Annotated in this window: 27 protein-coding genes and 1 pseudogene; 19 read left to right on the top strand and 9 right to left on the bottom strand. The window is 72.1% G+C overall.

Translation table 11 applies throughout. The annotated features are described in order from the left end of the window. Positions 1-8: 8 nt before the first annotated feature. Both AMETH_RS41880 and AMETH_RS34000 read right to left on the bottom strand, forming a co-directional pair. Positions 9-356, bottom strand: a pseudogene (locus tag AMETH_RS41880) (MFS transporter); the annotation flags it as partial. Next, the gene (locus tag AMETH_RS34000) at positions 353-892 is read right to left on the bottom strand and encodes a transcriptional regulator (RefSeq protein WP_017985661.1); all 540 of its coding nucleotides are present in this window, start codon (positions 890-892) and stop codon (positions 353-355) included. The pseudogene AMETH_RS41880 and the gene AMETH_RS34000, both read right to left, overlap by 4 nt. Before the next feature lie 141 nt (positions 893-1,033). Between AMETH_RS34000 and clpB the strand changes: the two genes are divergently transcribed. The 3 genes from clpB to AMETH_RS34015 are packed head-to-tail and all read left to right on the top strand — an operon-like array spanning position 1,034 to position 5,184. Continuing rightward, on the top strand, positions 1,034-3,637 hold the full coding sequence (gene clpB / locus AMETH_RS34005) for an ATP-dependent chaperone ClpB (protein WP_017985662.1): 2,604 nt from the start codon (positions 1,034-1,036) through the stop codon (positions 3,635-3,637). Positions 3,638-3,697: 60 nt separating this feature from the next. Further along, on the top strand, positions 3,698-4,423 hold the full coding sequence (locus AMETH_RS34010; protein WP_017985663.1) for a type III secretion system chaperone family protein: 726 nt from the start codon (positions 3,698-3,700) through the stop codon (positions 4,421-4,423). Next, positions 4,420-5,184 carry an SDR family NAD(P)-dependent oxidoreductase gene (locus AMETH_RS34015; RefSeq protein WP_017985664.1) on the top strand — a complete coding sequence of 255 codons (765 nt, stop codon included), beginning with the start codon at positions 4,420-4,422 and terminating at the stop codon, positions 5,182-5,184. The genes AMETH_RS34010 and AMETH_RS34015 overlap by 4 nt, the downstream gene beginning before the upstream one ends. 338 nt (positions 5,185-5,522) lie before the next feature. Here AMETH_RS34015 and AMETH_RS34020 read toward each other — a convergent pair whose 3' ends face one another. Beyond that, complete coding sequence (locus AMETH_RS34020) at positions 5,523-5,882, bottom strand: PadR family transcriptional regulator (RefSeq protein ID WP_051079472.1); 360 nt, start codon at positions 5,880-5,882, stop codon at positions 5,523-5,525. A gap of 45 nt (positions 5,883-5,927) precedes the next feature. On the opposite strand from AMETH_RS34020, the gene AMETH_RS42845 reads away from it, so the two are divergent. Continuing rightward, positions 5,928-6,485, top strand: a complete 558-nt coding sequence (locus AMETH_RS42845; protein WP_410468221.1) for an FAD-dependent oxidoreductase — start codon at positions 5,928-5,930, stop codon at positions 6,483-6,485. 220 nt (positions 6,486-6,705) lie between these two features. After that, positions 6,706-7,056, top strand: coding sequence for an FAD-dependent monooxygenase (locus AMETH_RS42850; RefSeq protein WP_364141855.1), 351 nt, complete (start codon positions 6,706-6,708; stop codon positions 7,054-7,056). Here the strand turns inward: AMETH_RS42850 and AMETH_RS34030 are convergent. Beyond that, positions 7,016-7,537: a DinB family protein gene (locus AMETH_RS34030; RefSeq protein ID WP_017985668.1), complete on the bottom strand. Its 522-nt coding sequence runs from the start codon at positions 7,535-7,537 to the stop codon at positions 7,016-7,018. The genes AMETH_RS42850 and AMETH_RS34030 overlap by 41 nt on opposite strands. A gap of 84 nt (positions 7,538-7,621) precedes the next feature. Between AMETH_RS34030 and AMETH_RS34035 the strand changes: the two genes are divergently transcribed. Next, the gene (locus AMETH_RS34035) at positions 7,622-8,575 is read left to right on the top strand and encodes a helix-turn-helix transcriptional regulator (RefSeq protein WP_017985669.1); all 954 of its coding nucleotides are present in this window, start codon (positions 7,622-7,624) and stop codon (positions 8,573-8,575) included. On the opposite strand, the gene AMETH_RS34040 is transcribed toward AMETH_RS34035, so the two are convergent. After that, the gene (locus AMETH_RS34040; RefSeq protein WP_017985670.1) at positions 8,536-9,021 is read right to left on the bottom strand and encodes a DoxX family protein; all 486 of its coding nucleotides are present in this window, start codon (positions 9,019-9,021) and stop codon (positions 8,536-8,538) included. The genes AMETH_RS34035 and AMETH_RS34040 overlap by 40 nt on opposite strands. A 77-nt stretch (positions 9,022-9,098) precedes the next feature. Here AMETH_RS34040 and AMETH_RS34045 point away from each other — a divergent pair, with 77 nt between their 5' ends. Then, positions 9,099-9,647 (top strand): TetR/AcrR family transcriptional regulator, encoded by a 549-nt coding sequence (locus tag AMETH_RS34045; RefSeq protein WP_017985671.1) that lies wholly within the window; start codon positions 9,099-9,101, stop codon positions 9,645-9,647. 107 nt (positions 9,648-9,754) lie between these two features. Here the strand turns inward: AMETH_RS34045 and AMETH_RS34050 are convergent, their stop codons facing one another. Together AMETH_RS34050 and AMETH_RS34055 are read right to left on the bottom strand one after the other, a co-directional pair. Beyond that, positions 9,755-10,990 (bottom strand): FAD-dependent oxidoreductase, encoded by a 1,236-nt coding sequence (locus AMETH_RS34050; RefSeq protein WP_017985672.1) that lies wholly within the window; start codon positions 10,988-10,990, stop codon positions 9,755-9,757. Beyond that, the gene (locus AMETH_RS34055) at positions 10,987-12,195 is read right to left on the bottom strand and encodes an MFS transporter (protein WP_223843007.1); all 1,209 of its coding nucleotides are present in this window, start codon (positions 12,193-12,195) and stop codon (positions 10,987-10,989) included. The genes AMETH_RS34050 and AMETH_RS34055 overlap by 4 nt, the downstream gene beginning before the upstream one ends. A 126-nt stretch (positions 12,196-12,321) precedes the next feature. On the opposite strand from AMETH_RS34055, the gene AMETH_RS34060 reads away from it, so the two are divergent. From AMETH_RS34060 to AMETH_RS34080, 5 genes are all read left to right on the top strand, one after another. Next, positions 12,322-13,191 carry a LysR family transcriptional regulator gene (locus AMETH_RS34060; RefSeq protein ID WP_017985674.1) on the top strand — a complete coding sequence of 290 codons (870 nt, stop codon included), beginning with the start codon at positions 12,322-12,324 and terminating at the stop codon, positions 13,189-13,191. Between the two features lie 116 nt (positions 13,192-13,307). Then, the gene (gene pyrE / locus AMETH_RS34065; protein WP_017985675.1) at positions 13,308-13,868 is read left to right on the top strand and encodes an orotate phosphoribosyltransferase; all 561 of its coding nucleotides are present in this window, start codon (positions 13,308-13,310) and stop codon (positions 13,866-13,868) included. Positions 13,869-13,992: 124 nt separating this feature from the next. Continuing rightward, the gene (locus AMETH_RS34070) at positions 13,993-14,376 is read left to right on the top strand and encodes a DUF2784 domain-containing protein (RefSeq protein ID WP_026153620.1); all 384 of its coding nucleotides are present in this window, start codon (positions 13,993-13,995) and stop codon (positions 14,374-14,376) included. A gap of 13 nt (positions 14,377-14,389) precedes the next feature. Continuing rightward, on the top strand, positions 14,390-14,935 hold the full coding sequence (locus AMETH_RS34075) for a hypothetical protein (RefSeq protein WP_017985677.1): 546 nt from the start codon (positions 14,390-14,392) through the stop codon (positions 14,933-14,935). Further along, positions 14,932-15,582, top strand: coding sequence for a TrmH family RNA methyltransferase (locus AMETH_RS34080; RefSeq protein WP_017985678.1), 651 nt, complete (start codon positions 14,932-14,934; stop codon positions 15,580-15,582). Before AMETH_RS34075 ends, AMETH_RS34080 begins: the two co-directional genes overlap by 4 nt. Here the strand turns inward: AMETH_RS34080 and AMETH_RS34085 are convergent. Next, on the bottom strand, positions 15,548-17,659 hold the full coding sequence (locus AMETH_RS34085; protein ID WP_017985679.1) for a molybdopterin-dependent oxidoreductase: 2,112 nt from the start codon (positions 17,657-17,659) through the stop codon (positions 15,548-15,550). The genes AMETH_RS34080 and AMETH_RS34085 overlap by 35 nt on opposite strands. Before the next feature lie 56 nt (positions 17,660-17,715). Here AMETH_RS34085 and AMETH_RS34090 point away from each other — a divergent pair, with 56 nt between their 5' ends. Beyond that, on the top strand, positions 17,716-18,705 hold the full coding sequence (locus AMETH_RS34090; protein ID WP_017985680.1) for a glycoside hydrolase family 76 protein: 990 nt from the start codon (positions 17,716-17,718) through the stop codon (positions 18,703-18,705). On the opposite strand, the gene AMETH_RS34095 is transcribed toward AMETH_RS34090, so the two are convergent. Continuing rightward, positions 18,702-19,805 carry a LacI family DNA-binding transcriptional regulator gene (locus AMETH_RS34095; RefSeq protein ID WP_017985681.1) on the bottom strand — a complete coding sequence of 368 codons (1,104 nt, stop codon included), beginning with the start codon at positions 19,803-19,805 and terminating at the stop codon, positions 18,702-18,704. The two genes, AMETH_RS34090 and AMETH_RS34095, sit on opposite strands and share 4 nt — an antisense overlap. A 118-nt stretch (positions 19,806-19,923) precedes the next feature. Here AMETH_RS34095 and AMETH_RS34100 point away from each other — a divergent pair, with 118 nt between their 5' ends. The 6 genes from AMETH_RS34100 to AMETH_RS34125 are packed head-to-tail and all read left to right on the top strand — an operon-like array spanning position 19,924 to position 24,928. After that, the gene (locus tag AMETH_RS34100) at positions 19,924-20,928 is read left to right on the top strand and encodes a substrate-binding domain-containing protein (protein ID WP_026153621.1); all 1,005 of its coding nucleotides are present in this window, start codon (positions 19,924-19,926) and stop codon (positions 20,926-20,928) included. Continuing rightward, the gene (locus AMETH_RS34105; RefSeq protein ID WP_435869794.1) at positions 20,895-21,908 is read left to right on the top strand and encodes an ABC transporter permease; all 1,014 of its coding nucleotides are present in this window, start codon (positions 20,895-20,897) and stop codon (positions 21,906-21,908) included. The genes AMETH_RS34100 and AMETH_RS34105 overlap by 34 nt, the downstream gene beginning before the upstream one ends. Beyond that, positions 21,905-22,711 (top strand): ATP-binding cassette domain-containing protein, encoded by an 807-nt coding sequence (locus AMETH_RS34110; RefSeq protein WP_017985684.1) that lies wholly within the window; start codon positions 21,905-21,907, stop codon positions 22,709-22,711. Before AMETH_RS34105 ends, AMETH_RS34110 begins: the two co-directional genes overlap by 4 nt. Beyond that, on the top strand, positions 22,708-23,547 hold the full coding sequence (locus AMETH_RS34115) for a PfkB family carbohydrate kinase (protein ID WP_017985685.1): 840 nt from the start codon (positions 22,708-22,710) through the stop codon (positions 23,545-23,547). The genes AMETH_RS34110 and AMETH_RS34115 overlap by 4 nt, the downstream gene beginning before the upstream one ends. Beyond that, positions 23,544-24,185, top strand: coding sequence for a nucleoside/nucleotide kinase family protein (locus AMETH_RS34120; protein ID WP_017985686.1), 642 nt, complete (start codon positions 23,544-23,546; stop codon positions 24,183-24,185). The genes AMETH_RS34115 and AMETH_RS34120 overlap by 4 nt, the downstream gene beginning before the upstream one ends. Next, positions 24,182-24,928 (top strand): SDR family oxidoreductase, encoded by a 747-nt coding sequence (locus tag AMETH_RS34125; RefSeq protein ID WP_017985687.1) that lies wholly within the window; start codon positions 24,182-24,184, stop codon positions 24,926-24,928. The genes AMETH_RS34120 and AMETH_RS34125 overlap by 4 nt, the downstream gene beginning before the upstream one ends. Positions 24,929-24,954: the final 26 nt, after the last annotated feature.

The raw sequence follows: 24,954 nt of genomic DNA on the forward strand, positions 1-24,954 counted from the left end.
AGTCCGCCGAGGCCGAGCAGGAAGGCCACGACGGCGAGCAGCGGGATGGACAGCACGTCGAACACCGCCGCCGCGGCGGCTACCGCGAGCAGCGCCGCGCGTGCCGCGTCCGCGACCCACATCGTCCGGCGCCGGTCCCAGCGGTCCACCAGTGCACCGCCGAGCACGCCGAAGAGCAGCCACGGCAGCGTCCCGGCGGCCGTCACGACGGCGAGCGCCATCGGCTCCCGCGTCAACGTCAACGCGATGAGCGGCAGCGCGGCGTGGGTAACCCCGTCGCCGAGCGAGGAAATCGTCTGCGCGGTCCACAGCCGGCCGAACCCGGCCGGCAACCTCTTCCGGACGTTCTCGGTCATCTGGCGCCTCCGTCGGTCTTGGCGCCCCGCGCCGGGTGGAACAGCGCGAAGACGAGCGAGGTCTCCGGCAGCGACGGGTCGGACAGCTCCCGGTACTCGTCCGCCAGCGCGTTCAGCCGCGCGCCCAGCTCGGCGAACTGCTCGTCGGTGAGCCGCAGGTGCGCCATCCGCACGTGCCGCTCGCCGTCCGCGGGCGCCGCCTCCAGGTCCGCCACCGCGTGCCGCATCAACACGTCCGGCCCGCCCTCGCCCGGATCGGGCAGCTCGATGCTGCGCGCGGCCATCGCGTAGTACCGCTCGACGACCCCCCGGACCTTGCGCGTCCGCACGACCCTCACCAGGCCGGCCTTTTCCAGCAGCCGCACGTGGTAGCTCGAACTCCCCTTCGCGAGACCAACCCGTTCGGCGATCTGGGTGATCGTCGCCGGCTCGAAGCGGAGCACGGCCATGATCCGGTGGCGCGTCAGGTTGGACACGGCGCGCAGCTGTTCGTCCGTGGTGACGCGGAACGTCTCGAGTTGATCGTCGTCAGGCATGTGAGAAATGGTCAACGGTTCTTGACCATTTGGCAAGTGAAAAAATCAGGGTTGAGCGGAACACGCTCAAGTTTGTTGACGTTCTACATGTCGAGGGACCTGGAGGAAGGTCTCCGGCAGGCATGCGACATGGAGTGTGGGATGGACGCTTTCAACCCGACGACGAAGACCCAGCAGGCGATCTCGTCGGCGGCGCAGGCGGCGACCGTGGCGGGCAACCCCAGCGTCACCGCCGCACACCTGCTCGGCGCGCTGCTGGCGCAGGGCGACGGGCTGGCCGGCCCGCTGCTGACGGCGGTGGGCGCCGATCCGCGGCAGGTGCACAAGGAGCTGGAGCCGATCACGCAGGGGCTGCCCTCGGCGACCGGCGCGACCGTGTCCACACCGCAGTTCGACCCGCCCGCGGTGAAGTCGCTGACGCACGCCCAGAAGCTCGCGACCGAGCTCGGTGACGAGTATGTCTCCACCGAGCACCTGATGGTCGGCCTCGCCGCGGAGGGCGGCCAGGTGGCCGACCTGCTCAAGCGGCACGGCGCCACCCCGGACGCGCTGCGCGAGGCGTTCACCAAGGTGCGCGGCTCGGCCCGCATCACCAGCCCGGACCCCGAGGGCACGTTCAAGGCGCTGGAGAAGTACGGCGTCGACCTGACCGACCGCGCCCGCAAGGGCGAGCTGGACCCGGTGATCGGCCGCGACGCGGAGATCCGCCGCGTGGTCCAGGTGCTGTCCCGGCGCACGAAGAACAACCCGGTGCTGATCGGTGAGCCGGGCGTCGGCAAGACCGCGATCGTCGAGGGCCTCGCCCAGCGGATCGTGGCCGGTGACGTGCCGGAGTCGTTGCGCGGCAAGCGGGTCGTGGCGCTGGACCTGGGTTCGATGGTCGCCGGCGCGAAGTACCGCGGTGAGTTCGAGGAGCGGCTGAAGGCCGTCCTGAAGGAGATCACCGAGTCGGCGGGCCAGGTCATCACGTTCATCGACGAGCTGCACACCATCGTCGGCGCGGGCGCGACCGGCGAGGGCGCGATGGACGCGGGCAACATGATCAAGCCGATGCTCGCCCGCGGTGAGCTGCGCATGGTCGGCGCGACGACGCTCGACGAGTACCGCCAGCACATCGAGAAGGACGCGGCGCTGGAGCGGCGCTTCCAGCAGGTGCTGGTCGGCGAGCCGTCGGTCGAGGACACCATCGGCATCCTGCGTGGCCTCAAGGAGCGCTACGAGGTGCACCACGGTGTCCGCATCACCGACGCCGCGCTGGTGTCGGCCGCGACGCTGTCCGACCGCTACATCACCGCGCGCTTCCTCCCGGACAAGGCGATCGACCTGGTGGACGAGGCCGCCTCCCGGCTGCGCATGGAGATCGACTCCCGCCCGGTCGAGATCGACGAGGTCGAGCGCGCCGTGCGCCGCCTGGAGATCGAGGAGATGGCCCTGTCCAAGGAGGAGGACCCGGCCTCGGTCGAGCGGCTGGCCGCCCTGCGCGCCGAGCTGGCCGAGAAGCGCGAGGAGCTGTCCGCGCTGACCGCCCGGTGGCAGAACGAGAAGGGCTCGATCGAGAAGGTCCGCGAGCTGAAGGAGCAGCTGGAGCAGCTGCGTGGCGAGGCCGACCGGGCCGAGCGCGACGCCGACCTCGGCCGCGCCGCCGAGCTGCGCTACGGCAAGATCCCGGCGCTGGAGAAGGACCTGGAGGCGGCGCAGCGCAACACCGCGACCAGCTCGTCGGGCGCCGACGTCATGCTCAAGGAAGAGGTCGGCGCGGACGACGTCGCCGACGTCGTCTCCGCCTGGACCGGCATCCCGGCCGGCCGCCTGCTCGAAGGCGAGACCGGCAAGCTGCTCCGCATGGAGGAGGAGCTGGGCAAGCGCGTCGTCGGGCAGCGCGAGGCGGTGCAGGCGGTGTCGGACGCGGTGCGGCGCACGCGCGCCGGTGTCGCGGACCCGGACCGGCCGACCGGCTCGTTCCTGTTCCTCGGCCCAACTGGCGTCGGCAAGACCGAGCTGGCCAAGGCGCTGGCGGAGTTCCTGTTCGACGACGAGCGCGCGATGACCCGTATCGACATGAGCGAGTACAGCGAGAAGCACAGCGTCGCGCGGCTGGTCGGCGCTCCCCCGGGGTACGTCGGCTACGACCAGGGCGGCCAGCTGACCGAGGCCGTCCGGCGGCGGCCGTATTCGGTGGTGCTGCTGGACGAGGTCGAGAAGGCGCACCCGGACGTCTTCGACGTGCTGCTGCAGGTGCTCGACGACGGGCGGCTGACCGACGGCCAGGGCCGCACGGTCGACTTCCGCAACACGATCCTGGTCCTGACCTCGAACCTGGGTTCGCAGGCGATCGCGGACGCCTCGCTGGACGAGCAGCAGCGGCGGGACGCGGTGCTGTCCACGGTGCAGCGGCACTTCAAGCCGGAGTTCCTGAACCGGCTGGACGACATCGTGGTGTTCCACTCGCTCGACACCGAGCAGCTGACGTCCATTGTGGACATCCAGGTGGCGAAGCTCGCCACCCGGCTGGCCCAGCGCCGCCTGACGCTGGACGTCACCCCCGGCGCCCGCGACTGGCTCGCGCTGAACGGGTTCGATCCGATCTACGGCGCCCGTCCGCTGCGCAGGCTGGTGCAGTCGGCGATCGGCGACCAGCTGGCGAAGAAGCTGCTGGCCGGCGAGGTCCGGGACGGCGACACGGTCCGGGTGGACGTGCCGGACCTGAACGCGGGCGACACGCTCGTGGTCACCCGGGCGGACTAACGGGTTGCGACACGGGCCGCTGACCTTGGTTCAGCGGCCCGGCGCGCTACCCTCACCCTCGTGGGTATTCCGGCGTGGGTCTGGTTCGTCATCGCCGCCGTCGCACTGGTGGCGGGGCTGCTGCTGCTCGCCGTCGACCGGACCAGGGAGGGCTCCCGCAACCGGGAGCGGATGCGCTGGTCCGACCTGCGCGGATGGCAGTTCGTCGAGGAGGACGAGCGGCTCGTCCGGCAGTGGTCCGGCGGCGCGCTCGGCTACTTCCGCGCCGAGACGGCGGTCAACGTCGTCGTCGGCTCGACCTTCACCGCCGACGGCCGCCGCCCGGTGTTCGTGTTCGACATCGAGGCCGACGGCCAGATCCCGGCGGTCGTGGTCGCCGTGCGCTGCAACCGCGTGCACCCGGTGCTCGTCGAGCTGTGGCTGGCCAGCGTGCCGTTCCAGCGCGCGGACATGCCGGAGCTGCTCGGCCCGGTGGGCCAGCGCTACGCGTTCGCCGACGACCCCGAAGGCGCCCGCGCGGTCATCACCCAGGAACTCGTGGACGCCGCCGACGCGCTCGGCGGCGATGTCGGCGTGGCCTGGCTGGAGAACGAGTGGGTGCTCGCCAGCGTCGCGCCGCAGGCCGGGCCGTCCCGGCTGGAGCGCCTGCTGCGCGACCTCGGCGAGATCGCCGACATCGTGGACCCGTTCGACGAGGAGTACCCCGCGGCGGGCCGCCACTGGCAGCCCGGCCAGTCCGAGCAGCCGGGCCTGAGCACGCCACCGCCGAGCGGGCCCGCCCAGTGAGCACCGCCCTCGTCACCGGCGCGACCGCCGGGATCGGCGCCGCGTTCGCCCGCCGGCTTGCCGAGGAGGGCTACGACCTGGTCCTCGTCGCCCGCAACGTGGAGCGGCTGGAAGCGCTTGCCGGCGAGCTGTCGCGGCGGCACCGGATCAAGACGGTCGCGTTGCCCGCGGACCTCGCTTCGGCGGAGGGCCGGGCGGCTGTCGAAACGCGGCTGGCCGCGGAGCCGGTGGACCTGTTGGTCAACAACGCCGGGTTCGGCCTGGCCGGCGAGTTCTGGACCGCGCCGGTGGACGAGCTGCAGGCGCAGCTGGACGTGAACGTGACCGCCGTGCTGCGGCTGACCCGGGCGGCCCTGCCCGGGATGATCGAGCGCGGCCGCGGCGACATCATCAACGTGTCCAGCGTGGCCGGTTTCTTCTCCGGCCGCGGCTCGACCTACACGGCGAGCAAGAACTGGGTCACCTCGTTCACCGAGGGCATCGCGGCGGCGCTGCCTGCCGGCATTCGGATGACCGCGCTGTGCCCGGGGTTCACCGAGACCGAGTTCCACGAGCGAGCAGGCCTGGAGAAGCCGGGGCCGAAGGCGTTCTGGCTCAAGGCCGACCGGGTGGTCGCCGAGGGCCTGGCCGACCTGCGGCGTGGGAAGGTCATCTCCATCCCGTCGCCGCAGTACAAGGCGATCGTGGCCGTCGGCGGCCTGCTGCCCCGTGGCCTGCTGCGGCGGATCTCCAGCCTCGTCGCCGGCCGCGACCGCACCTGATTTCTCAGCGCGCGGAGCCGTAGTCCTCGACCGTCATGGCGTCGTGGACCCGGGAAGTCTTCGAGGTGAGGCCGAGCAGGGCGCGGCCCGGCCCGGCCGGCAGGGCGGAGATCAACTGAGCGCCGCGGACCCGTGCCCGCACACCAGGCGGGACTTGGGAACCAGGGTCCTCGCCGCCCTGAGCGCCGCCGCGCGGCTGCCCCTCACGTGCTCGCCCGCTCGTACGCGGAAAGCCGCCGCTGACACCTACGCGAACTTCTCCGCCACGGCGCGTATCGAGGCCTCCGAGCAGGTGAGCTCACCAGACCGGAGCGCCGCCAGCAGGCACTCGACCCACTTCAGCTCCGCCTCGCGAACGGCGATCGAGTACTCCTCGTCCAGGAGGAACAGGCGCGGGAGGCCGGGAACCGCCTGGAGTGCCGCGCGGTCGGCCGCCAGCGAGGTGGACAGCTCGGCCGCACCGCCCGGCCGGCGTCGGTGATCTCGTAGACGGTGCGCTCGGGACGGCGCTCGTCGCGCTCGGTCTCCCGGACGGCGATCAGCTCTGCGCGCAACAGGCGGTCGATGGTCTGATACACGCTGTTGCGCTGCGCAACGTTCGCGATCCGGTCCTTGCCGCGCTCCTTGATCAGCTCGCGCATGCGGTACGGGTGCGTGGGCTGCTCAGCCAGCAGGGAGAGCAGCACGAGTGCCAGCACGGACCGCCGGTGATTGGCGGCGGCATCGCCGGTCCGCTCACGGCGATGGCACTGCAGCGGGCCGGCATGGAGGCGACCGTCTACGAGGCGTACAACCGTGGCGCGGACGGCGTCGGAGCGTTCCTGACCCTGGCAGTCAACGGCATCGCGGCGCTCGGCGCCCTCGACCTGCAGGCGGTGCGCGCGACAAGGGGTTCGCGACCACGAAAATATCCATCGGCATGGGCGGGAAGAAACCCATGGCCGAGTTCGGCTTCGGCGCCGCGTTGCCCGACGGGACCGGCACGCAGACCATCAGGCGGGCCGATCTCTACGACTCGCTGCGCGACGAGGCGGTGCGGCGCGGCGGTGCGGCGCGGCGTGCCGACCGAGTACGGCAAGCGGCCGGTCGCCGCCACCCCGGAGGCTGGCGGCGGGACGGCCACCTTCGCCGACGGCAGCACCGCGCACGCCGACCTGCTGATCGGCGCCGACGGCCTGCGCTCGACCGTACGCACGATCATCGATCCCGGGGCGCCGCCGCCACGGTACGTGCCATTGCTCACCACGGGGGGCTACGCCAGGGGCTGCGGCTCGACGTCGAGCCCGGCGAGATGCACATGATGTTCGGGCGCGGCTGCTTCTACTCCTACATCGTCCATCCCGACGGCGACGTGTGGTGGTTCGCGAACCCGCGGCAGCCTCGGGAGCAGGCACGCGAAGAACTAGCCGCCGCCACCGCGGACGAGTGGCGCGCCCGGCTCCTCGGCCTCTTCGCCGAGGACGACGGTCCCGCTGGAACACCTACGACTTCCCGAAGGTGCCGGTCTGGCACCGGAACCGCATGATCATCGTCGGCGACGCGGCGCACGCCACCTCACCTGCTTCGGGCCAGGGCGCGTCGATGGCCATCGAAGACGCGGTCGTGCTCGCGAAGTGCCTGCGCGACACCGGCGACGTGCACGACGCGTTCACTACGTACGAATCCCTGCGCCGCCACCGGGCGGAACGCGTGGTGGCTCAGGGCGAGCGCAACGGCGACACACTCGGTCCTGTGATGCGGCACGTGCTCCCGCTGCTGTTCAAGCTGCACCGGCCTGGACCGGAAGCAATGGCCTGGTTGTACGGATACCGCATCGACTGGGACTCGGCGGTCAGCCCATGCTCTTCTGGCCGTCCAGGGACTCGCGGATGATGTCCGCGTGACCGGCGTGCTGCGCGGTCTCGGCGATGATGTGCATCAGCACGCGCCGGTTCGACCACTCCTTGTCGGTGAACCACGGCGCCTTCGGCAGCTCGCGGCTCGCGTTCAGGTCGACGGCGGCGACCAGCTCGTCGGTGCGGCGCGCGACCGCTTCGTACTCCGCGATCACGCCGGCCAGCGTCTCGTCCGGCAGCAGCTTGAACTCGTTCTCCCGCTGCTTGAAGTCGTCCTCGGTCATCTCCTCGAAGTTCGGCATCGCGGAGGCGCCCTCGACGATGAAGTCCCCCCAGCCCCGCTCGGTCGCGGTCACGTGCTTGATCAGCCCGCCGAGGCACAGCTCGCTGGCCGTGGTGCGCTGCCGGGCCTGGTCGTCGGTCAGGCCGCGGGTGGTGAAGGTCAGGAAGAAGCGGTGCTTGGCCAGCATCGCCAGCAGGTCCGCGCGCTCGCCGGTGACGGTCTCGGTGGAGGTCATTTCGGAGTCCCTTCGTCGTCGTTGAGACCAAGGTAGAACCCCTTGCGGCCACTTTTTGACCGCAATTGCGGGAGAATCGGGAACATGGCGAACACGAGCTCGCGGACGCTGCGGTTGCTGTCCCTGCTGCAGACCCACCGGTACTGGCCGGGCAGCGAATTGGCCGAGCGGCTGGGCGTCTCGCCGCGGACCCTGCGCCGGGACATCGACCGGCTGCGCGAGCTGGGCTACCCGGTGGAGGCGCAGCGCGGGGTCGACGGCGGCTACCAGCTCGCGGCGGGCGCGTCGCTGCCACCGCTCGTGGTGGACGACGAAGAGGCGGTGGCGCTGACCGTCGGGCTCCAGACGGCCGCGCAGAGTTCGGTCGACGGCATCGCGGAGTCGTCGGTGCGCGTGCTGGCGAAGGTGGTGCAGGTGATGCCGGCCCGGCTGCGCAGGCGGGTCGACGCGCTGCGGGCGATGACCGTGCCCGCGACCTGGCCCGAAGCGTCGGCGCCCCGGATCGACCCCGGTCTGCTCACCACGATCGCGCTGGCCTGCCGGGACAGCGAACGCATCCGCTTCAGCTACACCGACGCCGGGGGCCGCGAGTCCGAGCGGGAGGTCGAGCCCCTGCGGCTGGTCCCGCTGGGGCGGCAGTGGTACCTGGTCGCCTACGACCTCACCCGGCACGCGTGGCGCAACTTCCGCATCGACCGGATCACCGACCCGCGCGGCACCGGCGCCCGGTTCCGGCCACGCGAACTGCCCACCGCCGACGCCGCCGAGTTCGTCCGCAGCTCGCTCGGCGCGCTGCCGCAGCCGTACGAGGTGGAGGTCCTCGTCGAGGTGCCGGCGGCGGTGGCGCGCGAGCGGATCGGCCGGTGGGGCACGGTCGAGGAGGTGGACGCCGGCCGGTGCCGGGTGCGGATGACGACCGCCTCCCTGGACTGGCCCGCGCTGGCGCTCGGTTCGCTGTGCGCCGAGTTCCACGTGGTCGGGCCGCCCGAGCTGCGTGATCAGCTGCGCGAGTGGGCAGGCCGGTTCAGCCGGGCCTGATCACCGCGGCGGGCGTGCACGAAGACCGTCAGCGTGGCGGCCAGGAACACGATCTGCATGAGCGTGCGCGGGACGATCTGGTCGTCCCACGCAGTGAGCACGCCGCTCTGCACCGCGTAGACGTTCGCCGGGAACATCAGCACGAGCATGGCGCTCAGCCCGGCCGCGGCCCACGAGGCGGTGCGCGGCCGCAGCACGCCGACGGCGCCGGCGAGTTCCAGGACGCCGGTGACGGTCACCAGCAGGGCGGGCGCTGGCAGCGCGGGCGGGACCATGTCGATGAGCTGCTCCCGCATGCCCACGAAGTGCGAGATGCCGGTCGCGGTGAACATCGCGGCGACGCCGCCGCGCACGGCCATCGGCCACGGTCTCAGCCACCGGACCCCGGCCGCCCCGGCGAGCGCGAGGACCAGCGTGACGACGATCAGGATGACGAGCGGTGCCATGGGTCTCCTCCATATCTTGTCAGTGACAAGATTGCGCCTGTGCTCGCATCTTGTCAATGGAAAGATATGCTTGGGGCATGGCTGAGCGCTCCTACCACCACGGCGACCTGCGGCGCGCGATCCTCGACGCCGCCGCCGAGACGATCGGCGAGCACGGCGTCGCGGCCCTGAGCCTCCGCGAGGTGGCGCGACGGGCCGGGGTCTCGCACGCGGCGCCCGTGCACCACTTCCGCGACAAGGCGGGCGTCGTGACCGCGCTGGCGACCGAGGGGTACGACCTGCTGGCCGACGCCCTCGTCGCGGCGCGGGACCAGGGACTGGTGGAGATCGGTGTCGCGTACGTGCGGTTCGCGGTGGGGCACCGCGCGCACTTCGACGTGATGTTCCGGCCGGACCTGCACCACGCGGACGACGCGGACCTGCTGGCGGCGCGGCAGCGGGCGTGGGCGGTGATGGCGGAGCCGGTGTCGGAGGGGAAGCTGGCGCAGGTCGCGGCCTGGTCGATCGTGCACGGATTCGCGACGCTGTGGCTCAGCGGCGCGATGCCGCCCGATGTGGCCGGTGATCTGGAGGCGTCCGCCCGGGCGGTGGCGGAGATGCTCTCCCCCGGCGGCGCGGGTCGGTAACCCGGAGCCCCCGGGGGGCGCCCCGCGGCGCCAGCTGCGGCGCACTATCCACGCGAGTGGTAGCCGAATCCCGGCGGCGGCAGAGCCACGCGGGCGCGGGCGGGGCTTTAGTCCGGTAGCCGCGCGCCCTGGCGCTGCAGTTCCTCCCGCACCGCGGCAGTACTCACGGCACCCCGGGCGCTGAGCGCCGCCGCCACCCCGGCGGCGTGGCCGGTCGCGAAGGCGGTCCCCATGGCCCGCAGCGAAGCGCCCGCGCCACGGTCACCGTCCACGGTCCGGCCCGCGCAGAACAGGTTCGGCGTGTTCCGGCTCCACAGCACGCCGAGCGGGATGCCGTAGTAGCCGGGCTCGCCGATGAACCGCCACTCCGACGGCACCCCCACCCCCGGGTGGTACTCGATCGGCCACGCGCCGATCGCCACCGCGTCGTCGGCCGGGGCAGGCGACAGCACGTCCTTCTCGGTCAGCTGGACCCGGCCGACCAGGTGCCGCGACTCGCGCGTGCCCAGTTCCGGGCCGGTGCTGACGATGTAGGCGTCCGCGCACCCTGGCAGCGTCCGGATCACCCGCAGGTACGCCGCGGCCTGCCGTCGCGCGCTGCGTTCGGCGCGGCTCGTGTCCACGGCGTCGCGCGCGTCGTAGCCCTCGTCCGCCAAGTACGTGATCAGGTCACCCGACACCGGCATCCGGGCGATCAACCCGGATTCCGCCGTCAGCCCGGGCACACCACGAGCCTTCGCCGCCCGAACCGCCTCCCGCACCGCCTCCCGCGAGACCTCGGCGTTCGCCGCGATGCCACCGAACCGCACGCCCAGCGTGCCGTTCTGCACCCAGCCGTCGTTGCCGTACCGCACCTCCGCGCCCGCGTGCTGCGCCAGGTCGGCCTCACCGGTGGCGTCCACGAACACCTCCGCGGAGTACTCGTGCACCCCGGCGTGGTCGGCCACCCGCACCGTCCGAACGCGATCGTCCACTCTGGACGCCGACAGCAGGTGCGAGTGCAGCAGCACGTCCACCCCGGCGGCGTCGCACAGGTCGTCGGCGACCCGTTTCACCACTTCCGGATCGAACACCACCGCCACCGCGGTGAAGCGCGTCGGCTCGCTCACCGCGCCCAGCTCGCGCAGCCCGTCGAGCACCTCACCGGCGACGCCGAACACCACCTGCTCGCGATCCTCCCGCGTGAACAACCCGCAGTACGTCACCACGTTCCGCAGCGTCGCCGCCCCGCCAAGGCACGGCCCGCGCTCGATCAGCAGCGTCCTGGCCCCGGCCCGCCGCGCGCCGACCGCAGCGGCGATCCCGGCCGAACCGCCACCGGCGACGATCACGTCGTAGTTCACACAGCCTCCTTCTCGCGATCCGGCGCCGGCTGCTGTTCGCGGACGCCGAGCATGAGCAGCGCTCCCACGAGCGGGCCTGCGGCCAGCGTGGCGAACGCCGCGAAGAACGAATGGGTCGCCTGAAACACCGCGCCCAGCACCACCGGCACGACCGTGCTGCCGAGCTGCCAGAACGCGTTCGTCGCACCGGCCGCCGAACCGGCCAGGCCGACCCCGGCGATGCGCGGGATCATCGCGACCATCAGCGGGCTGTAGACGTAGGCCGCGACGCCGAGGAACGGCGCCACCCACAGGAAGCCGGTGAGGCTGTCCCGCGTGCCGAACACCAGCAGCGCCACCACGAACGCACCGAGCACGACGACGGTCAGCGCCTTCCGCCTGCCGCCGAGCAGGTCGGACACGAACCCGATGCACGGCTTGGCCGCGATGGCGGCGATCCCGAAGATCGCGACCACCCCGCCTGCCTGCACCCCGGTCAGCCCGCTGCCCTTGACCATCAGCGCGTTGGACCAGGTGATGAACCCGTAGGTGCCCCAAAGCCCGCCGAACCCGGCCAGCCCGAGCAGCCACAAATCGCGCGAGCGGACCAGCGGGCGCAGGTCCGGCACCGCGCGTTCGGCCGCGTCTTCGGTCCGGGTGCGCACCAGGAGCAGGCACAGCACCGCGATGACCATCGAAGCGCCACCGAACACGTGGTACGACGCCTGCCACCCGGCGGACTCCAGCAGCCGCGGCACGACCGCGTTGGCGATCACCGTGCCGAGCGAGGTCGCGGTCATGAACACGCCCATCGCGAACCCGCGGTCCTTCGGCGTGAACCACTGCGCGATCAGCTTCACGCCTGCCGAGTAGTCGCAGCCGGCGAAGATCCCGACCGCGGCCTGGAACGCGATGCCGACCGGCACGGAGTCTGTCTCGCCGAACAGGATCATGAACCCGCCCGCGAGGAACAGCGACGCGCCCATCACGACCCGCGCGCCCAGCCAGTCGGTGAGGACGCCGCCCGCCGCGTTCGAGATCACGTAGCCGACGTAGTAGCCGGTGGCGAAGACGCCGAGCCCGGCGAGCGAGACCCCCAGGTGCTCGCCCACCGCGACCGACGCCGGTCCCCACGTCGACCGGTCCACCGACGTCATCGTGAACGCGGCCCAGGACAGCACCAGCACCACCCAGCGGTACGGGTCCCGACCGGGAGTTCGACTCATCGTTGAGCGTCCCTTCTCCATTGATGTCCTGCCTGAGAGGCAGGGAGTAGTACACGTGCCTTGACATGCGCCTGTCCAATGCCGGTTAATCAGCCCGGCCATGCCTGGAAGGCAGGGGAGGAACGCGTGGAGCTGCGTCACCTGCGGTACTTCGTCGCCGTCGCGACCGAAGGCTCGCTCACCCGTGCGGCGGAACGGCTGCACCTCACCCAGCCGTCGCTGAGCCGTCAGATCCGGCAGCTCGAACGGGACATCGGGGCGCCGCTGCTGGAGCGCGGGGCGACGGGCACGACGCTCACGCCGGCCGGCGCCGCGCTGCACGCGCACGCGGTGCTGCTGCTGCGACTGGCGGACGCCACCAGGGAGACCACGCACGCGGCCGCGGGCCGGTCCCGCGAGGTGGTCGGGATCGGCATCCCGCCCGGGCTGTCCGCGGAGTGGCTGCTGGACACGCTGACCGCGCTCGACGCGGCCGTCCCGCACGCGGCGGTCGCCCTCACCGAGGCGAGCAGCACCGAGCAGCTCCGGATGGTCCGCGAGGGCAGGCTCGACCTGGGCCTGGTGCACGAGCAGCCGGTCGGCAGCCTGCGGGGCGCCCGGTTGTTCGACCAGCCCTTCGGGGTCGCCGTCCGGCCCGGGCACCCGCTGGCCGACGGCCCGGAGTGCCGGCTGCGGGACCTGGACGGGGTGCGGATCCTCGCCCACGGAAGGCAGCAGGTGCCGGTCGCGCACGACCGCCTGGTCGTCGCGGCGCACGACGCGGGTGTGGTGCCGCTGTGGCAGTTCGCGCAGTTCTCCGAGCACGCGCGGGCGTGCGCCGAGGCGACCAAGTCGGACGCCGTGCTGCTGACCGAACACTCCGCGACGCGCCTGCTGCCGGGCTGGCCGTGGCGGCCGGTGGTGGACCCGGCGCTGGAGCTGGTGACGTGGCTGGTGTGGCCGCCCTCGACGCGCACCGTGGTGGACGAGGTGGCGCGCACGATCAGCGCCCGCTGAGGGGCAAGCACCGCCGGCTGCTCGCCACCAGGTCGAGCAGCTCGTTGATCTCCACGGCCCGCACGTTGACCGTCGAGGGCGCGGGCCCGTCGTGGTCGTGTGTAAGACTTCCGGGCGTGGCGAACCCCGGGTTGGATCAGGCAGCGAAGTTCGAACTGGCACGTCTCATCACCGAGCTGTCGGTGGTGCACGGCAAGGTGACGCTGGCCTCCGGCAAGGAGGCCGACTACTACATCGACCTGCGGCGGGCCACGCTGCACCACGCGGCGGCCCCCCTCATCGGCCGGCTCATGCGGCAGCTGACGGCGGACTGGGACTACGTGGCGGTGGGCGGGCTCACCCTCGGCGCGGACCCGGTCGCGACCGCGATGCTGCACTCGGCGTCGGCGGACGGGAAGGTCCTCGACGCGTTCGTGGTGCGCAAGGCCACGAAGTCGCACGGCATGCAGCGCCGCATCGAAGGCATCGAGGTCGCCGGGCAGCGGGTGCTCGCCGTGGAGGACACCTCGACCACCGGCGGCAGCGTGCTGACCGCCGTCGAGGCGCTCACCGAGGCCGGCGCGACCGTGGTCGGCGTGGCGACGGTCGTCGACCGCGGCACCGGCGCGCGTGAGGCCATCGAGAAGGAAGGCCTCACCTACCGGTATCTGCTGGACCTCGACGACTTGGGCCTGTAGCCGATTCACGCCGCCCCCTAGGGGTAAACCCCGAAGTGATCTCCGGAATTTCGAGTCGACATTCCTGCCTTGATCAGGAGTAATCTCGATACCAGGGGAATCGCGGGAAGGGGGCGGCGTGACGATCGCGGGAGTTCTGGCCGACATAACGGTCGGATTACACATTCTGGCTCTGCTTTACATCGGCCTCGGCGGGTTTCTCGCGTGGCGGTGGCCGCGCAGCATTTTCGTGCACGTGTTCTTCGCCATCTGGGGTGTAGCGGTCAACGTCTTCCCGATCCCGTGCCCGCTGACGGCGCTGGAGGACTACTTCCGCGGCCTGCAGGGGCTCGGCCCGCTGCCGGGCGGCTTCAACGCCTACTACCTCTACGACACCGTGTTCCCGCGGTCGATGCTGCCGGTGGTCGCCGCGGTCGCGCTGGCGCTGGTGGTCTTCTCCTACGCGGGCGCGTACCTGCGCTGGAAGCACCGCGAGCACCCGTCGACGCACGCCATGCCGCAGGCCTAGGACAATCCTCCGTGTGGTCATCCTCCTGATCCTGCTCGGCATCGTGCTCTGCGGCCTGGTCGCGGGGCTGGTCATGCGCCCACGCGCGCGGTCCGCGCAGGACGCCTTCGCCGACGGGGTGCAAGCGCTCGCCGCGCGCACCGGGTGGCGGCCCGATCACAGTCCGGTGCCGCCGCTGCAGGCCACGTTCGTGACGATCAACGACGTGCTCGGGTCAAGCAACCGCCACGGCATCGCGGTGAACCTGCAACTGGCCGGGAACTGGCGAGGCGTCCCGGTGCGCGTCCTCCAATTGCGCTACCGCACCGAGCACGTCTCGACGACGCGCGCCGCCACCATGATCCTCGTGCCACGGCCGGTGCCCGGGCCGTCGCTGACCGTGCGGCCCGGCGACGCCGCGGCGCACCTCCCGCCGGAGGTGGCGCAGCGGATCACCACGCAGACCCTGTTCTTCACCAGCGAGCACCTCGCGGCCGTGTTCCCCGGCGAGATGACCCAGCAGGACCTCACGATCGCGACCGCGGACCTGCTCGCCGACCTGGCCGGGCGGCTCCGATGAGCGAGGAGACCGGTCCGACCGAGTGGACCGCACGGGAACCGATCGGCGTCGGCCCGTGGGAGGGCGAGTGGCCCACCGACGAGCGCTACGACCCGGAGCTGCTGGCCGAAGGCGACCGCCGCAACGTCGTGGACGCCTACCGGTACTGGCGGCGCGAGGCGATCGTCGCCGACATCGACCGGCGACGGCACCCGTTCCACGTCGCGATCGAGAACTTCCAGCACGACCACAACATCGGCACGGTGGTGCGCACCGCGAACGCCTTCGCCGCGGCCGCCGTGCACATCGTCGGGCGGCGGCGCTGGAACCGGCGCGGCGCGATGGTCACCGACCGGTACCAGCACCTCGAGCACCACCCGGACGTGCCGTCCCTGCTGACTTACGCGCGCGACCGCGGCCTGGCGATCGTCGCGGTGGACAACACCCCTGGCTCGCAGCGCGTGGAAACCGCCGAGCTGCCACGGGAATGCGTGCTGCTGTTCGGCCAGGAAGGCCCCGGCCTGTCCGCCGAGGCGCACGATGCGGCGGCGATGGTCGTGTCGATCGCGCAGTTCGGGTCGACCCGCTCGATCAACGCCGGGGTCGCCGCCGGCATCGTGATGCACACCTGGATCAGGCAGCACGCGGACCTGTCGGCGGCCTGGTAGGCGTCACCTCGACCGGGATGCCGTTCAGCACAGCGGTTCCGGACAGCGCGTCCAGCAGGGTCTCGTCGGCCACCAGGTTGCTGTTCACGCCCGCGTGCGCCGCGGCGACCGCGGTCTGCGTGCCCGGCCCGCCGTGGCCCCAGCCGTGCGGGATGCTGACCACGCCCGGCCGGATCTCCTCGGTCACCTCGACCGGCACCTCGATCTTGCCTGCCTTGGAGCTGACCAGCGCCGGTTCCCCATCGGCCAGCCCGAGCCGCTCCGCGTCGTCCGGGTGGACCTGCACGGTGCACCGGTTCTTGCCGCGCACCAACGGTTCCAGGTTGTGCATCCACGAGTTGTTCGACGACAGCTGCCGCCGCCCGATGAGCACCAGCTCGCCGTCCGGCACGTGCGCGAGTTCCGCGGCAAGACGCGGCACGTCGACGGTGATGGCCTCCGGCGCCAGCTCGACCTTCCCGCTCGCCGTCGACAGGATCTCCGGCAGGCGCGGGCGAAGCGGCCCGAGGTTTACGCCGTGCGGCGCGGCTTCGAGGTCCGCCAGGGTCAGGTCGTACGGCCCGGCGCGCTGCGCGATCTGGCCTGCCACGAACGCGTCCAGCGCCTCGATGTCCGGAGCCGGGCCCTGCCCGGTGACGATGCTGGTAAGCCGCAGCATGGTCGCCCACTCCGCCGGCAGGTCGCTCGTCAGCGCGGCCGGGGTCCAGTTCGCCACGTTGCGCACGGCCAGCTGGTACAGCGCGATGTCGTAGTGCTCCCGTTCGAGCGGGGTGGGGCCGGGCAGGATGACGTCGGCGTGCCGGGTCGTCTCGTTGCGGTAGATGTCCAGCGACACCATGAAGTCCAGGCGCGCCAGGGCTTCCGCGAGCCGTCCGGCGTTCGGGGTGCTCAGGCTCGGGTTGCCGCTGACCGTGATCAGCGCGCGGATCCGGCCGTCGCCGGGGGCGAGGATCTCGTCGGCCAGCGTCGCGACCGGCACCTCGCCGAGCACCTCCGGCAGCCCGCGCACCCGGGTCCGCCAGCGGCCGTGCCGGAACGGCCGGCGCTTGCCGGGCGCGCTGTTCGCCTGTCCCGCGGCGGCGAGCGGGAACATCACGCCACCGGGGCGATCCAGGTTGCCGGTGAGGACGTTGAGCACGTCGACCAGCCAGCTGGCGAGGGTGCCGAACGCCTGCGTGGTGGTGCCGATCCGGCCGTAGACCGCGGCGGACTCGGCGGCGGCGAGCTCGCGGGCCATCCGGCGGATTTCGGCTGCGGGGATGCCGGTGACCGGCGCGACCGCTTCGGGCGTGAAGTCGCGGGCCAGTTCGCCGACCTCCGCCACCCCGGTGACGTGCCCGGCGAGGTGCCCGAGGTCGGTCAGGTTCTCCGCGAACAGGACGTTGACCAGCGCGAACAGCAGGAGTGCGTCGGTGCCGGGGCGGATCGCGTGGTGCTCGTCGGCGACCCGCGCGGTGCGGGTCCGGCGCGGGTCCACCACCACCACCTTGCCGCCGCGCTCGCGGATCGCCCTCAGCCGCCCGCGCATGTCCGGCGCGGTCATCAGGCTGCCGTTGGAGACCAGTGGGTTCGCGCCGAGCATCAGCAGGTGCTGAGTGCGGTCGACGTCGGGCACCGGGATCGTCATGCCGTCGCCGAACAGGTAGCCGCTGGAGTAGTGCTTGGGCAGCTGGTCGACGCTGCCCGCGGTGTAGAAGTTCTTCGTGCCCAGCGCTTTGAAGAAGACGCGGCCGTAGAGCGCGGTCGACAGGTTGTGCACGCCCGGGTTGCCCGCGTACACGGCGACGGCGTCGCGGCCGTGCGCCTCCATGATCGGCAGCAGGCTCGCGTTGATCTCAGCGAAGGCCTCGTCCCAGGAAACCGGGACATGCCTGCCGTCGCGCTTGACGAGCGGGGTCCGCAGGCGGTCGGGGTCGTGGTGCAGCGCGCCCAGCGACGCGCCCTTGGGGCAGATGAAGCCGCGGGAGAAGACGTCGTCGGCGTCCCCGCGCACCTCGGTGACCTGGCTGCCGTCGAAGGTGACCTCCAGCCCGCAGGTGGCTTCGCAGAGCGGACATGTGACATGCGCCGTTGTCATCTCCTGATCGTCGACGGAACCCAGCGATATGTCGAGGGCCAATCCATGATGGGTTCATGCACAGCGACTGGGCCGCCGCCGCGGAACGGGCGATCGTCACCCGGCACCTGCGCCGGGTCTGGGGACTGCCGGGCACGCTGCTCGCCCGGAGCGGCTGGCCTGCGGCCCCCGATCAGCGGCTGCACGTGCACTGGAACTACTGGTGGCAGGCGCACCTGCTGGACTGCCTGACCGACGCGCAATTGCGGAACCCGACGCCGGCCAGGGCGGCGACGATCGACCGGTTCGTGTCGTCGATGCGGCTGCGGAACCGCGGCAGCTGGCGCAACGACTACTACGACGACCTGGCGTGGCTGGGTCTCGCGCTGCAGCGCACCGGCCGGGACGTCGGCTTCTTCCTCGGCGAGCTGCGGTCCGGCTGGACGACGGAGGGCGGCGGCGGCATCTGGTGGCGGCGCGGCGACCGGTTCAAGAACGCGCCGTCGAACGGTCCGGCGGCGATCCTGTTCGCCAGGGCCGGTGACGTCGAGCGGGCGCGGGAACTGCTGGACTGGATGGAGAAGACGCTCGTCGACCCCGACACCGGGCTGGTGTGGGACGGGCTGCGGGTGGACAGCGGCGACCTGGTGCAGGAGATCTACACCTACTGCCAAGGGGTTTTCCTCGGCGCGTGCCTGGCAATGTCCGAACTGGACCAGGCGGCGCGCACGATCCGGGCGGTGGCCGCGAACTGCGCGCCGGGTGGGGTGCTGCGCGGCCAGGGCGGCGGCGACGGCGGCTTGTTCGCGGGAATCCTGGCGCGGTACCTGGCGCTGGCCGTGCACCGGTTGCCGCCGGGCCCGGAGTCGGACGCGGCGCGCGACCTGGTGCTCGCCTCCGCCGAAGCGGCGTGGACCGGAGCGGCCGACGCCTACGGCGGCCCGCTGTTCAGTCCGGAGTGGAGCGAGCCGGCACCCACCCCGCCCCTGCCGAAGGGCCACCCCGCACGGGACCTCTCGGTGCAGCTGGGCGCCTGGACACTCCTGGAAGCCGCCGCGACGCTCTAACCGCCGACCTCGCGCAGCCCGCGAGTCCCACGCTCGGGGGCGCGCTTGGGCGCGTGAGGTCCGCGCTCGAGCCGCGGGGCCTGGGAGACTACAGCGGTGCAGCCGCAGGAGGCGCGGTGCATCAGGCGGGGCGGCAGGCGGACCGTCTCGTGTGGCCGCTCCGGGTCCTTGATCCGGGCCAGCAGCAACCGCACCGCGCGGCGGCCGATCTCCTCGATCGGCTGGGCCATCGTGGTCAGCGGCGGCTCCACCAGGTCCGACCACTCGACGTCGTCGAACCCGGCCAGCGCCAGGTCCGCGCCTGCCCGCAACCCCTGGCGGCGGACCTCATGCAGCACCCCGACCATCATCGAGTCGTTGGCCACCACCAGCGCCGTCGGCCGGTCCGGCAACGCGAGCAGTTTCGCGGTCGCCGCCGCGCCGCCCTCGCGCGAGGAGTGCCCGGACACCACCAGCTCCGGGTTCCACGACAACCCGCCGCGCCCGAGGCCCAGCCGGTAGCCGAGCGTCCGCTCCTCGGACGTGGTCAGCCCGGGCATCCCGCTGACGAACCCGATCCGCCGGTGCCCCAGCGCGGCCAGGTGCTCGGTCAGCGCGGACGTGGACTGGATGTTCTCCGACCCGACCTGGTCCACGTCGGTCCGCATGGTCAGCCGGTCGATCAGCACGGTCGGCAGCCCGAGCGACACCAGCTCGCTGATCACGCGGCCGTCGCCCGCGGCCGGGGTCAGCAGCATGCCCTCGACGCGCCGGGACCGCAACGTCCGGACCGTCTCCTGCTCGGTCTTCACGGTGTCGTGGGTGTCGGCGAGCAGCACCGTGTACCCGGCCGCGGCGGCCTCGCGTTCGATCGCCTGCATCAGCGCCGCGAAGTACGGATTGGCCAGCAGCGAGATCGCGACGCCGATCTGCCGCGTCCCGCCGGTGACCAGCGACCGGGCGATCGCGTCGCCGGTGTAGCCGGTCTCCTCGATGGCGCGCAGCACCGCGGCCTTGGTTTCCGGGGCCACCGCGCGGGTCCCGTTCACCACGTGTGAGACGGTGGTGATCGAGACGCCAGCCAGATCGGCGACGTCCTTCTGGGTGGGCCTGGACGGCATCAGATTTCTCCAACGAGCACGATCGATCCGCAAGCGTTTGCGCAAACGCTTGCCGGAGTAGTGTAAGCCCTCCTACCGTCCCCGTCGGCAAACGATCAGCCTCGATGGGGAGGGCAGCGTGAGACAGCGGAGTCTCCTGTGCCTCGTCACGGCCGGCTTGCTGGCCGTCAGCGGGTGCACCGTCGAACGCCACTGGGGCGGGAGTTCCGCTCCGGCGGGCAGCGGCCAGGCCAAGGTCGGCCTGGTGACGAAGACCGAAACGAACCCGTACTTCGTGGAGCTGCGCAACGCGGCGAGCGCCGCCGCGCAGGCCCAGGGCGCCGAGTTCATGGCGCTGGCCGGACAGTTCGACGGCGACAACGACGGCCAGGTCCGGGCCATCGAGAACATGGTCCAGCAGGGCGTCACGACCATCCTGATCACCCCGAACTCCTCGACCGGCGTGCTCGCCGCCATCGAGCGCGCCCGGCAGGCCGGGGTCATGGTGATCGCGCTGGACACCGCGACCGACCCGGCCGACGCGGTCGACGCCACCTACGCGACGGACAACGTCGCGGCCGGGCGGCAGCAGGGCGCCTACGTCAAGGCCGCGCTCGCTGGCTCCGCCCCGAAGGTGATCATGATCGACGGCACCGCGGGCAGCACGGTGGACACCTACCGGCACAACGGTTTCCTGGAGGGCATCGGCCTGCGGGACGGCGACCCGGCGATCGTCGGCCGGGACAACGCCAACGGCGACCAGTCCATCGCGCAGCAGAAGATGGAGAACCTGCTCCAGCGCAGCACCGACCTCAACGCCGTCTACACGATGAACGAGCCGACCGCGCGCGGCGCGTACGCCGCGCTGCAGGCCCGCGGCCTGCGGATCCTGATGGGCTCCATCGACGGCGGCTGCCAGGGCGTGCAGAACGTGCGCGACGGCCAGTACGCGGCGACGGTCATGCAGTTCCCGCGCAAGATGGCCGAAGAAGGCGTCGCCGCCGCCGTCCGGTACGCGAAGACCGGGGAGAAGCCGAGCGGGTTCATCGACACCGGCTCGGTCGTGATCACCGACCGCCCGATGCCCGGCGTGCCGAGCCAGGACACCACATGGGGCCTGCAGAACTGCTGGGGGACGAAATGACGGCGTCCACTGTGGAGCGGCGCGAGTCGCTCGGTGAGTTCTTCCTGCGCGCCCCGGCGATCGGGCCCGCGCTCGCGCTGGTGGTCGCGGTCGTCGTGTTCTCGTTGTCCACCAGCACGTTCCTGGAGCTGGACAACCTGTCGCTGGTGGTCGAGCAGTCGCTCGTGGTCGGCACGCTCGCGCTCGGCCAGACGCTGATCATCCTGACCGCGGGCATCGACCTGTCGAACGCGGCGGCGATGGTGCTGGCGACGCTGCTGATGGCGAAACTGCTGGTCGGCGGGGTGCCCGGCGGCCTGGCGCTCATCCTCGGCGTGCTGGTCACGGCCGCGCTGGGCCTGGTCACCGGTTCGCTGGTCACCCGGGTGAAGCTACCGCCGTTCATCGTCACGCTCGGCCTGTTCACGATGCTCACCGCGGCGGCCAAGCTGGTCGCAGACGGGCAGGCGGTGCCGATCGCGCCCGGCTCGCTGCTCGCGTGGCTCGGCACCCGCCGCTACCTGTTCGGCGGCATCCCGGTCACCTACGGCATGACGCTCGCGCTGGTCATGTACCTCGTGCTCTGGTACGCGCTGACCAGGACGGCGTGGGGCAAGCACGTCTACGCCGTCGGCAACGCGCCGGAAGCCGCGCGGCTGAGCGGCATCAAGGTCAACCGGACGATCGTGTCGGTGTACCTGGTCGCCGGGCTGATCTTCGGCATCGCCGCGTGGCAGGCGCTGGGCCGGGTGCCCAACGCCGACCCGAACGCCTACCAGCTCGGCAACCTCGACTCGATCACCGCGGTCGTGCTCGGGGGCACGAGCCTGTTCGGCGGACGCGGATCGGTGTTCGGGACGATGATGGGTGCGTTGATCGTGACGGTGCTGCGCTCCGGGCTGACCCAGCTCGGCGTCGACTCGCTCTACCAGGACGTCGCCACCGGTGCGCTGGTGATCGCCGCGGTGGCCGTGGACCGGCTGGCCAGGAGGCAGAAATGACCCCGACACTCTCGGCGCGCGGCCTGGTCAAGCGCTTCGGCCGGGTGACCGCGATCGACGGCGCGGACTTCGACCTCGAACCGGGCGAGGTGCTCGCCGTGGTCGGCGACAACGGCGCGGGCAAGTCGAGCCTGATCAAGGCCCTGTCCGGGGCGCTGGTGCCGGACACGGGCGAGATCTTCGTCGACGGCGAGCCGGTGCACTTCCGGACGCCGCTGGACGCCCGGCGCTGCGGCATCGAGACCGTCTACCAGGACCTGGCGCTCGCGCCGGCGCAGGACATCGCGACCAACATGTTCCTGGGCAGGGAGATCCGCCGCCGTGGCCCGCTCGGGCTGGTCCGCAAGCTGGACACGGCGAAGATGCGCGCCGAGGCCCAGCGGGTGCTCGACGAGCTGGACATCAAGATCAAGTCGATCACGCAGCCCGTCGAGACGCTCTCCGGCGGCCAGCGGCAGGGCGTCGCGGTCGCGCGGGCCGCGGCGTTCGGGACCAAGGCCGTGATCATGGACGAGCCGACCGCCGCGCTCGGGGTCGCCGAGTCGGCGAAGGTGCTGGAGCTGATCGACCGGATCCGGCAGCGCGGCCTGCCGGTCGTGCTGATCAGCCACAACATGCCGCACGTGTTCGAGATCGCGGACCGCATCCACGTGCACCGGCTGGGCAGGCGGGTCGGCGTGGTCTCACCGAAGACGACGAGCATGAACCAGGTCGTCGGGCTGATCACCGGCGCGCTGGCCGTCGGGGCGGACGGTCAGGTCGAGGAGGTCGAGTCGGCGGTGCGGACGGGGTTGTCGGCGTGACCGTCCTGCTCGCGGGGCTGTGCACGGTCGATCTCGTGCAGCGGGTGGCGGAGCTGCCGTCCCCCGGCGAGAAGGTGCAGTCGCTCGGTGTCGAGGTGGCCGCGGGCGGGCCGGCGACCAACGCCGCCGTCACGGTCGCGGCCCTCGGGGAGGAGGCCGTGCTGGTCACGGCGCTGGGCAGGCACCCGCTCGCCGGGCTGGCCCGCGCCGACCTGTCCGCGCACGGCGTGCGGATCGTGGACATCGCCCCCGAGCAGGACGAACCCCCCGCGGTGAGCGCCGTCGCGGTGCGCGACCGCGACGGCGAACGGACCGTAGTCTCGCGCAACGCCGGCGCGAACCCGGGCGCCATGCCGTCCGAACTGCCGGACGGCGTCCGAGCCGTGCTGGTCGACGGGCACCTGCCCCGGCTGGCGCTGGGCGTGGCGCGATGGGCACGGGAGCGCGGCGTTCCGGTCGTGCTGGACGCGGGCAGCTGGAAGCCCGTGCTGGACGAACTGCTGCCGCTGGTCGACATCGCGGCCTGCTCGGCGCAGTTCCGCGCGCCGGGGCCCGGCCTGCTTGAGCGCGGGGTGCCCACTGTGGTCGTGACGAACGGGCCCGGCCCGGTGCGCTGGGAAACGAGCGACGATGCTGGTGAGATCGAGGTGCCGCGGATGCCCGCGGTGGACACACTGGGCGCGGGGGACGTCTGGCACGGCGCACTGGTGTACGGCGTCGGGAGGTTCGGGCTGCCGGAACTGATCCGGTTCGCCAACGAGGTGGCCGCGGAGAAGGTGCGGCACGCGGGGCCACGGACGTGGGTCCCGGAGGTAGGGAAGTTGGGAGTGCGATGACGAGTCCGACGTTCGACGAGCTGCTGACCAGGGCGGAGGGCCTGGTGACGCGCGGGAGACGGTCCATCCTGGGGATCGTGGGCGCGCCCGCGGCGGGCAAGACGACCCTGGCGCGCGGGCTGGCCGACGCGCTCGGCAACCGCGCGGTCGTGGTCGGCATGGACGGGTTCCACCTGGCGCAGGTCGAGCTGCAGCGGCTGGGCCGGACCGACCGCAAGGGCGCGCCGGACACCTTCGACGCCTTCGGGTACGTGAGCCTGCTGCGCCGCATCAAGGAGACCAAGGAGACGGTGTACGCGCCGCTGTTCCGGCGCGAGATCGAGGAGCCGATCGCGGGCGCGGTGTGCGTGCCGCCGGAGGTGCCGCTGGTCATCACCGAGGGCAACTACCTGCTGGTCGACGAGGAGCCGTGGAGCGACGTGCCCGGGCTGCTCGAGGAGGTCTGGTTCCTCAAGCCCGACGAGCAGGAGCGGATCGAGCGGCTGGTCAACCGGCACCGCCGCTACGGCCGCACGCTGGTCGAGGCGAAGGGCCGCGCGCTGGGCAGCGACCAGCGCAACGCGGACCTGATCGAGACCACCGCGAGCCGGGCCGACCTGGTGCTGGAGAACCTGCCGCTGCAGAACTTCGTGATATGACCGGGGTCCTCGTCGTCACCGGCGGCAGCCGGGGCATCGGCGCGGCGGTCGCGACACTGGGCGCCGAGCGCGGGTACGACGTGGTGATCAACTATGCGAGCGACCCGGCGGCGGCCGAGGAGGTCGCCGCCCGGGTTCGCGCCGCCGACCGGAAGGCGCTGGCCGTCCGCGGCGATGTGGCGTCCGAGGAGGACGTGATCGCGTTGTTCGACGCGGCGGCCGGGCTGGGGCCGGTCACGGCGGTGGTGAACAACGCGGCCATCACCGGCAACACGCCGGGGCGGCTGGACTCGCAGGACGTGACGACCGTGCGCCGCGTGCTGGACGTCAACGTGACCGGGGTGTTCCTGTGCTGCCGGGAGGCGGTGCGGCGGATGTCCACTCGGTACGGCGGAGCCGGTGGGGCGGTGGTCAACATTTCGTCCACAGCCGCGCGCACCGGTTCGCCCGGCGAGTGGACGCACTACGCGGCGACGAAGGCGGCGGTCGAGACGCTGACCTGGGGCCTGGCGCAGGAGGTCGCCGGCGAGGGGGTGCGGGTCAACGCCGTGGCGCCCGGCCTGGTGGACACCGGCCTGCACGCGGCGGCCGGGCTGCCCGATCGGGTGGAGCGGCTGGCCCCGGGGATCCCGCTGGCCAGGGCCGGGCGGCCGGAGGAGATCGCCGAGGCGGTCCTGTGGATGCTTTCGCCTGCCGCGTCCTACGCGGTGGGCGCGGTCCTCCCGGTCGGGGGCGGTCGCTGACGCCGTCCACAGCCTGTGGATGAAAC

The organism is Amycolatopsis methanolica 239 (assembly GCF_000739085.1).
Lineage (GTDB): Bacteria > Actinomycetota > Actinomycetes > Mycobacteriales > Pseudonocardiaceae > Amycolatopsis_E > Amycolatopsis_E methanolica.

Excerpts from the sequence above, each read along its gene's own strand:
- AMETH_RS42845 (WP_410468221.1), top strand. The coding sequence starts at position 5,928 with ATGGCACTGCAGCGGGCCGGCATGGAGGCGACCGTCTACGAGGCGTAC.
- AMETH_RS34095 (WP_017985681.1), bottom strand. The coding sequence starts at position 19,805 with ATGCCGTCCAGGCCCACCCAGAAGGACGTCGCCGATCTGGCTGGCGTC.
- AMETH_RS34090 (WP_017985680.1), top strand. The coding sequence starts at position 17,716 with ATGCACAGCGACTGGGCCGCCGCCGCGGAACGGGCGATCGTCACCCGG.
- AMETH_RS34110 (WP_017985684.1), top strand. The coding sequence starts at position 21,905 with ATGACCCCGACACTCTCGGCGCGCGGCCTGGTCAAGCGCTTCGGCCGG.
- AMETH_RS34040 (WP_017985670.1), bottom strand. The coding sequence starts at position 9,021 with ATGGCACCGCTCGTCATCCTGATCGTCGTCACGCTGGTCCTCGCGCTC.
- AMETH_RS42850 (WP_364141855.1), top strand. The coding sequence starts at position 6,706 with ATGATCATCGTCGGCGACGCGGCGCACGCCACCTCACCTGCTTCGGGC.
- AMETH_RS34030 (WP_017985668.1), bottom strand. The coding sequence starts at position 7,537 with ATGACCTCCACCGAGACCGTCACCGGCGAGCGCGCGGACCTGCTGGCG.
- AMETH_RS34105 (WP_435869794.1), top strand. The coding sequence starts at position 20,895 with ATGGGGCCTGCAGAACTGCTGGGGGACGAAATGACGGCGTCCACTGTG.
- AMETH_RS34000 (WP_017985661.1), bottom strand. The coding sequence starts at position 892 with ATGCCTGACGACGATCAACTCGAGACGTTCCGCGTCACCACGGACGAA.
- AMETH_RS34055 (WP_223843007.1), bottom strand. The coding sequence starts at position 12,195 with ATGAGTCGAACTCCCGGTCGGGACCCGTACCGCTGGGTGGTGCTGGTG.
- AMETH_RS34035 (WP_017985669.1), top strand. The coding sequence starts at position 7,622 with ATGGCGAACACGAGCTCGCGGACGCTGCGGTTGCTGTCCCTGCTGCAG.
- clpB (WP_017985662.1), top strand. The coding sequence starts at position 1,034 with ATGGACGCTTTCAACCCGACGACGAAGACCCAGCAGGCGATCTCGTCG.
- AMETH_RS34125 (WP_017985687.1), top strand. The coding sequence starts at position 24,182 with ATGACCGGGGTCCTCGTCGTCACCGGCGGCAGCCGGGGCATCGGCGCG.
- AMETH_RS34120 (WP_017985686.1), top strand. The coding sequence starts at position 23,544 with ATGACGAGTCCGACGTTCGACGAGCTGCTGACCAGGGCGGAGGGCCTG.
- AMETH_RS34045 (WP_017985671.1), top strand. The coding sequence starts at position 9,099 with ATGGCTGAGCGCTCCTACCACCACGGCGACCTGCGGCGCGCGATCCTC.
- AMETH_RS34085 (WP_017985679.1), bottom strand. The coding sequence starts at position 17,659 with ATGACAACGGCGCATGTCACATGTCCGCTCTGCGAAGCCACCTGCGGG.
- AMETH_RS34080 (WP_017985678.1), top strand. The coding sequence starts at position 14,932 with ATGAGCGAGGAGACCGGTCCGACCGAGTGGACCGCACGGGAACCGATC.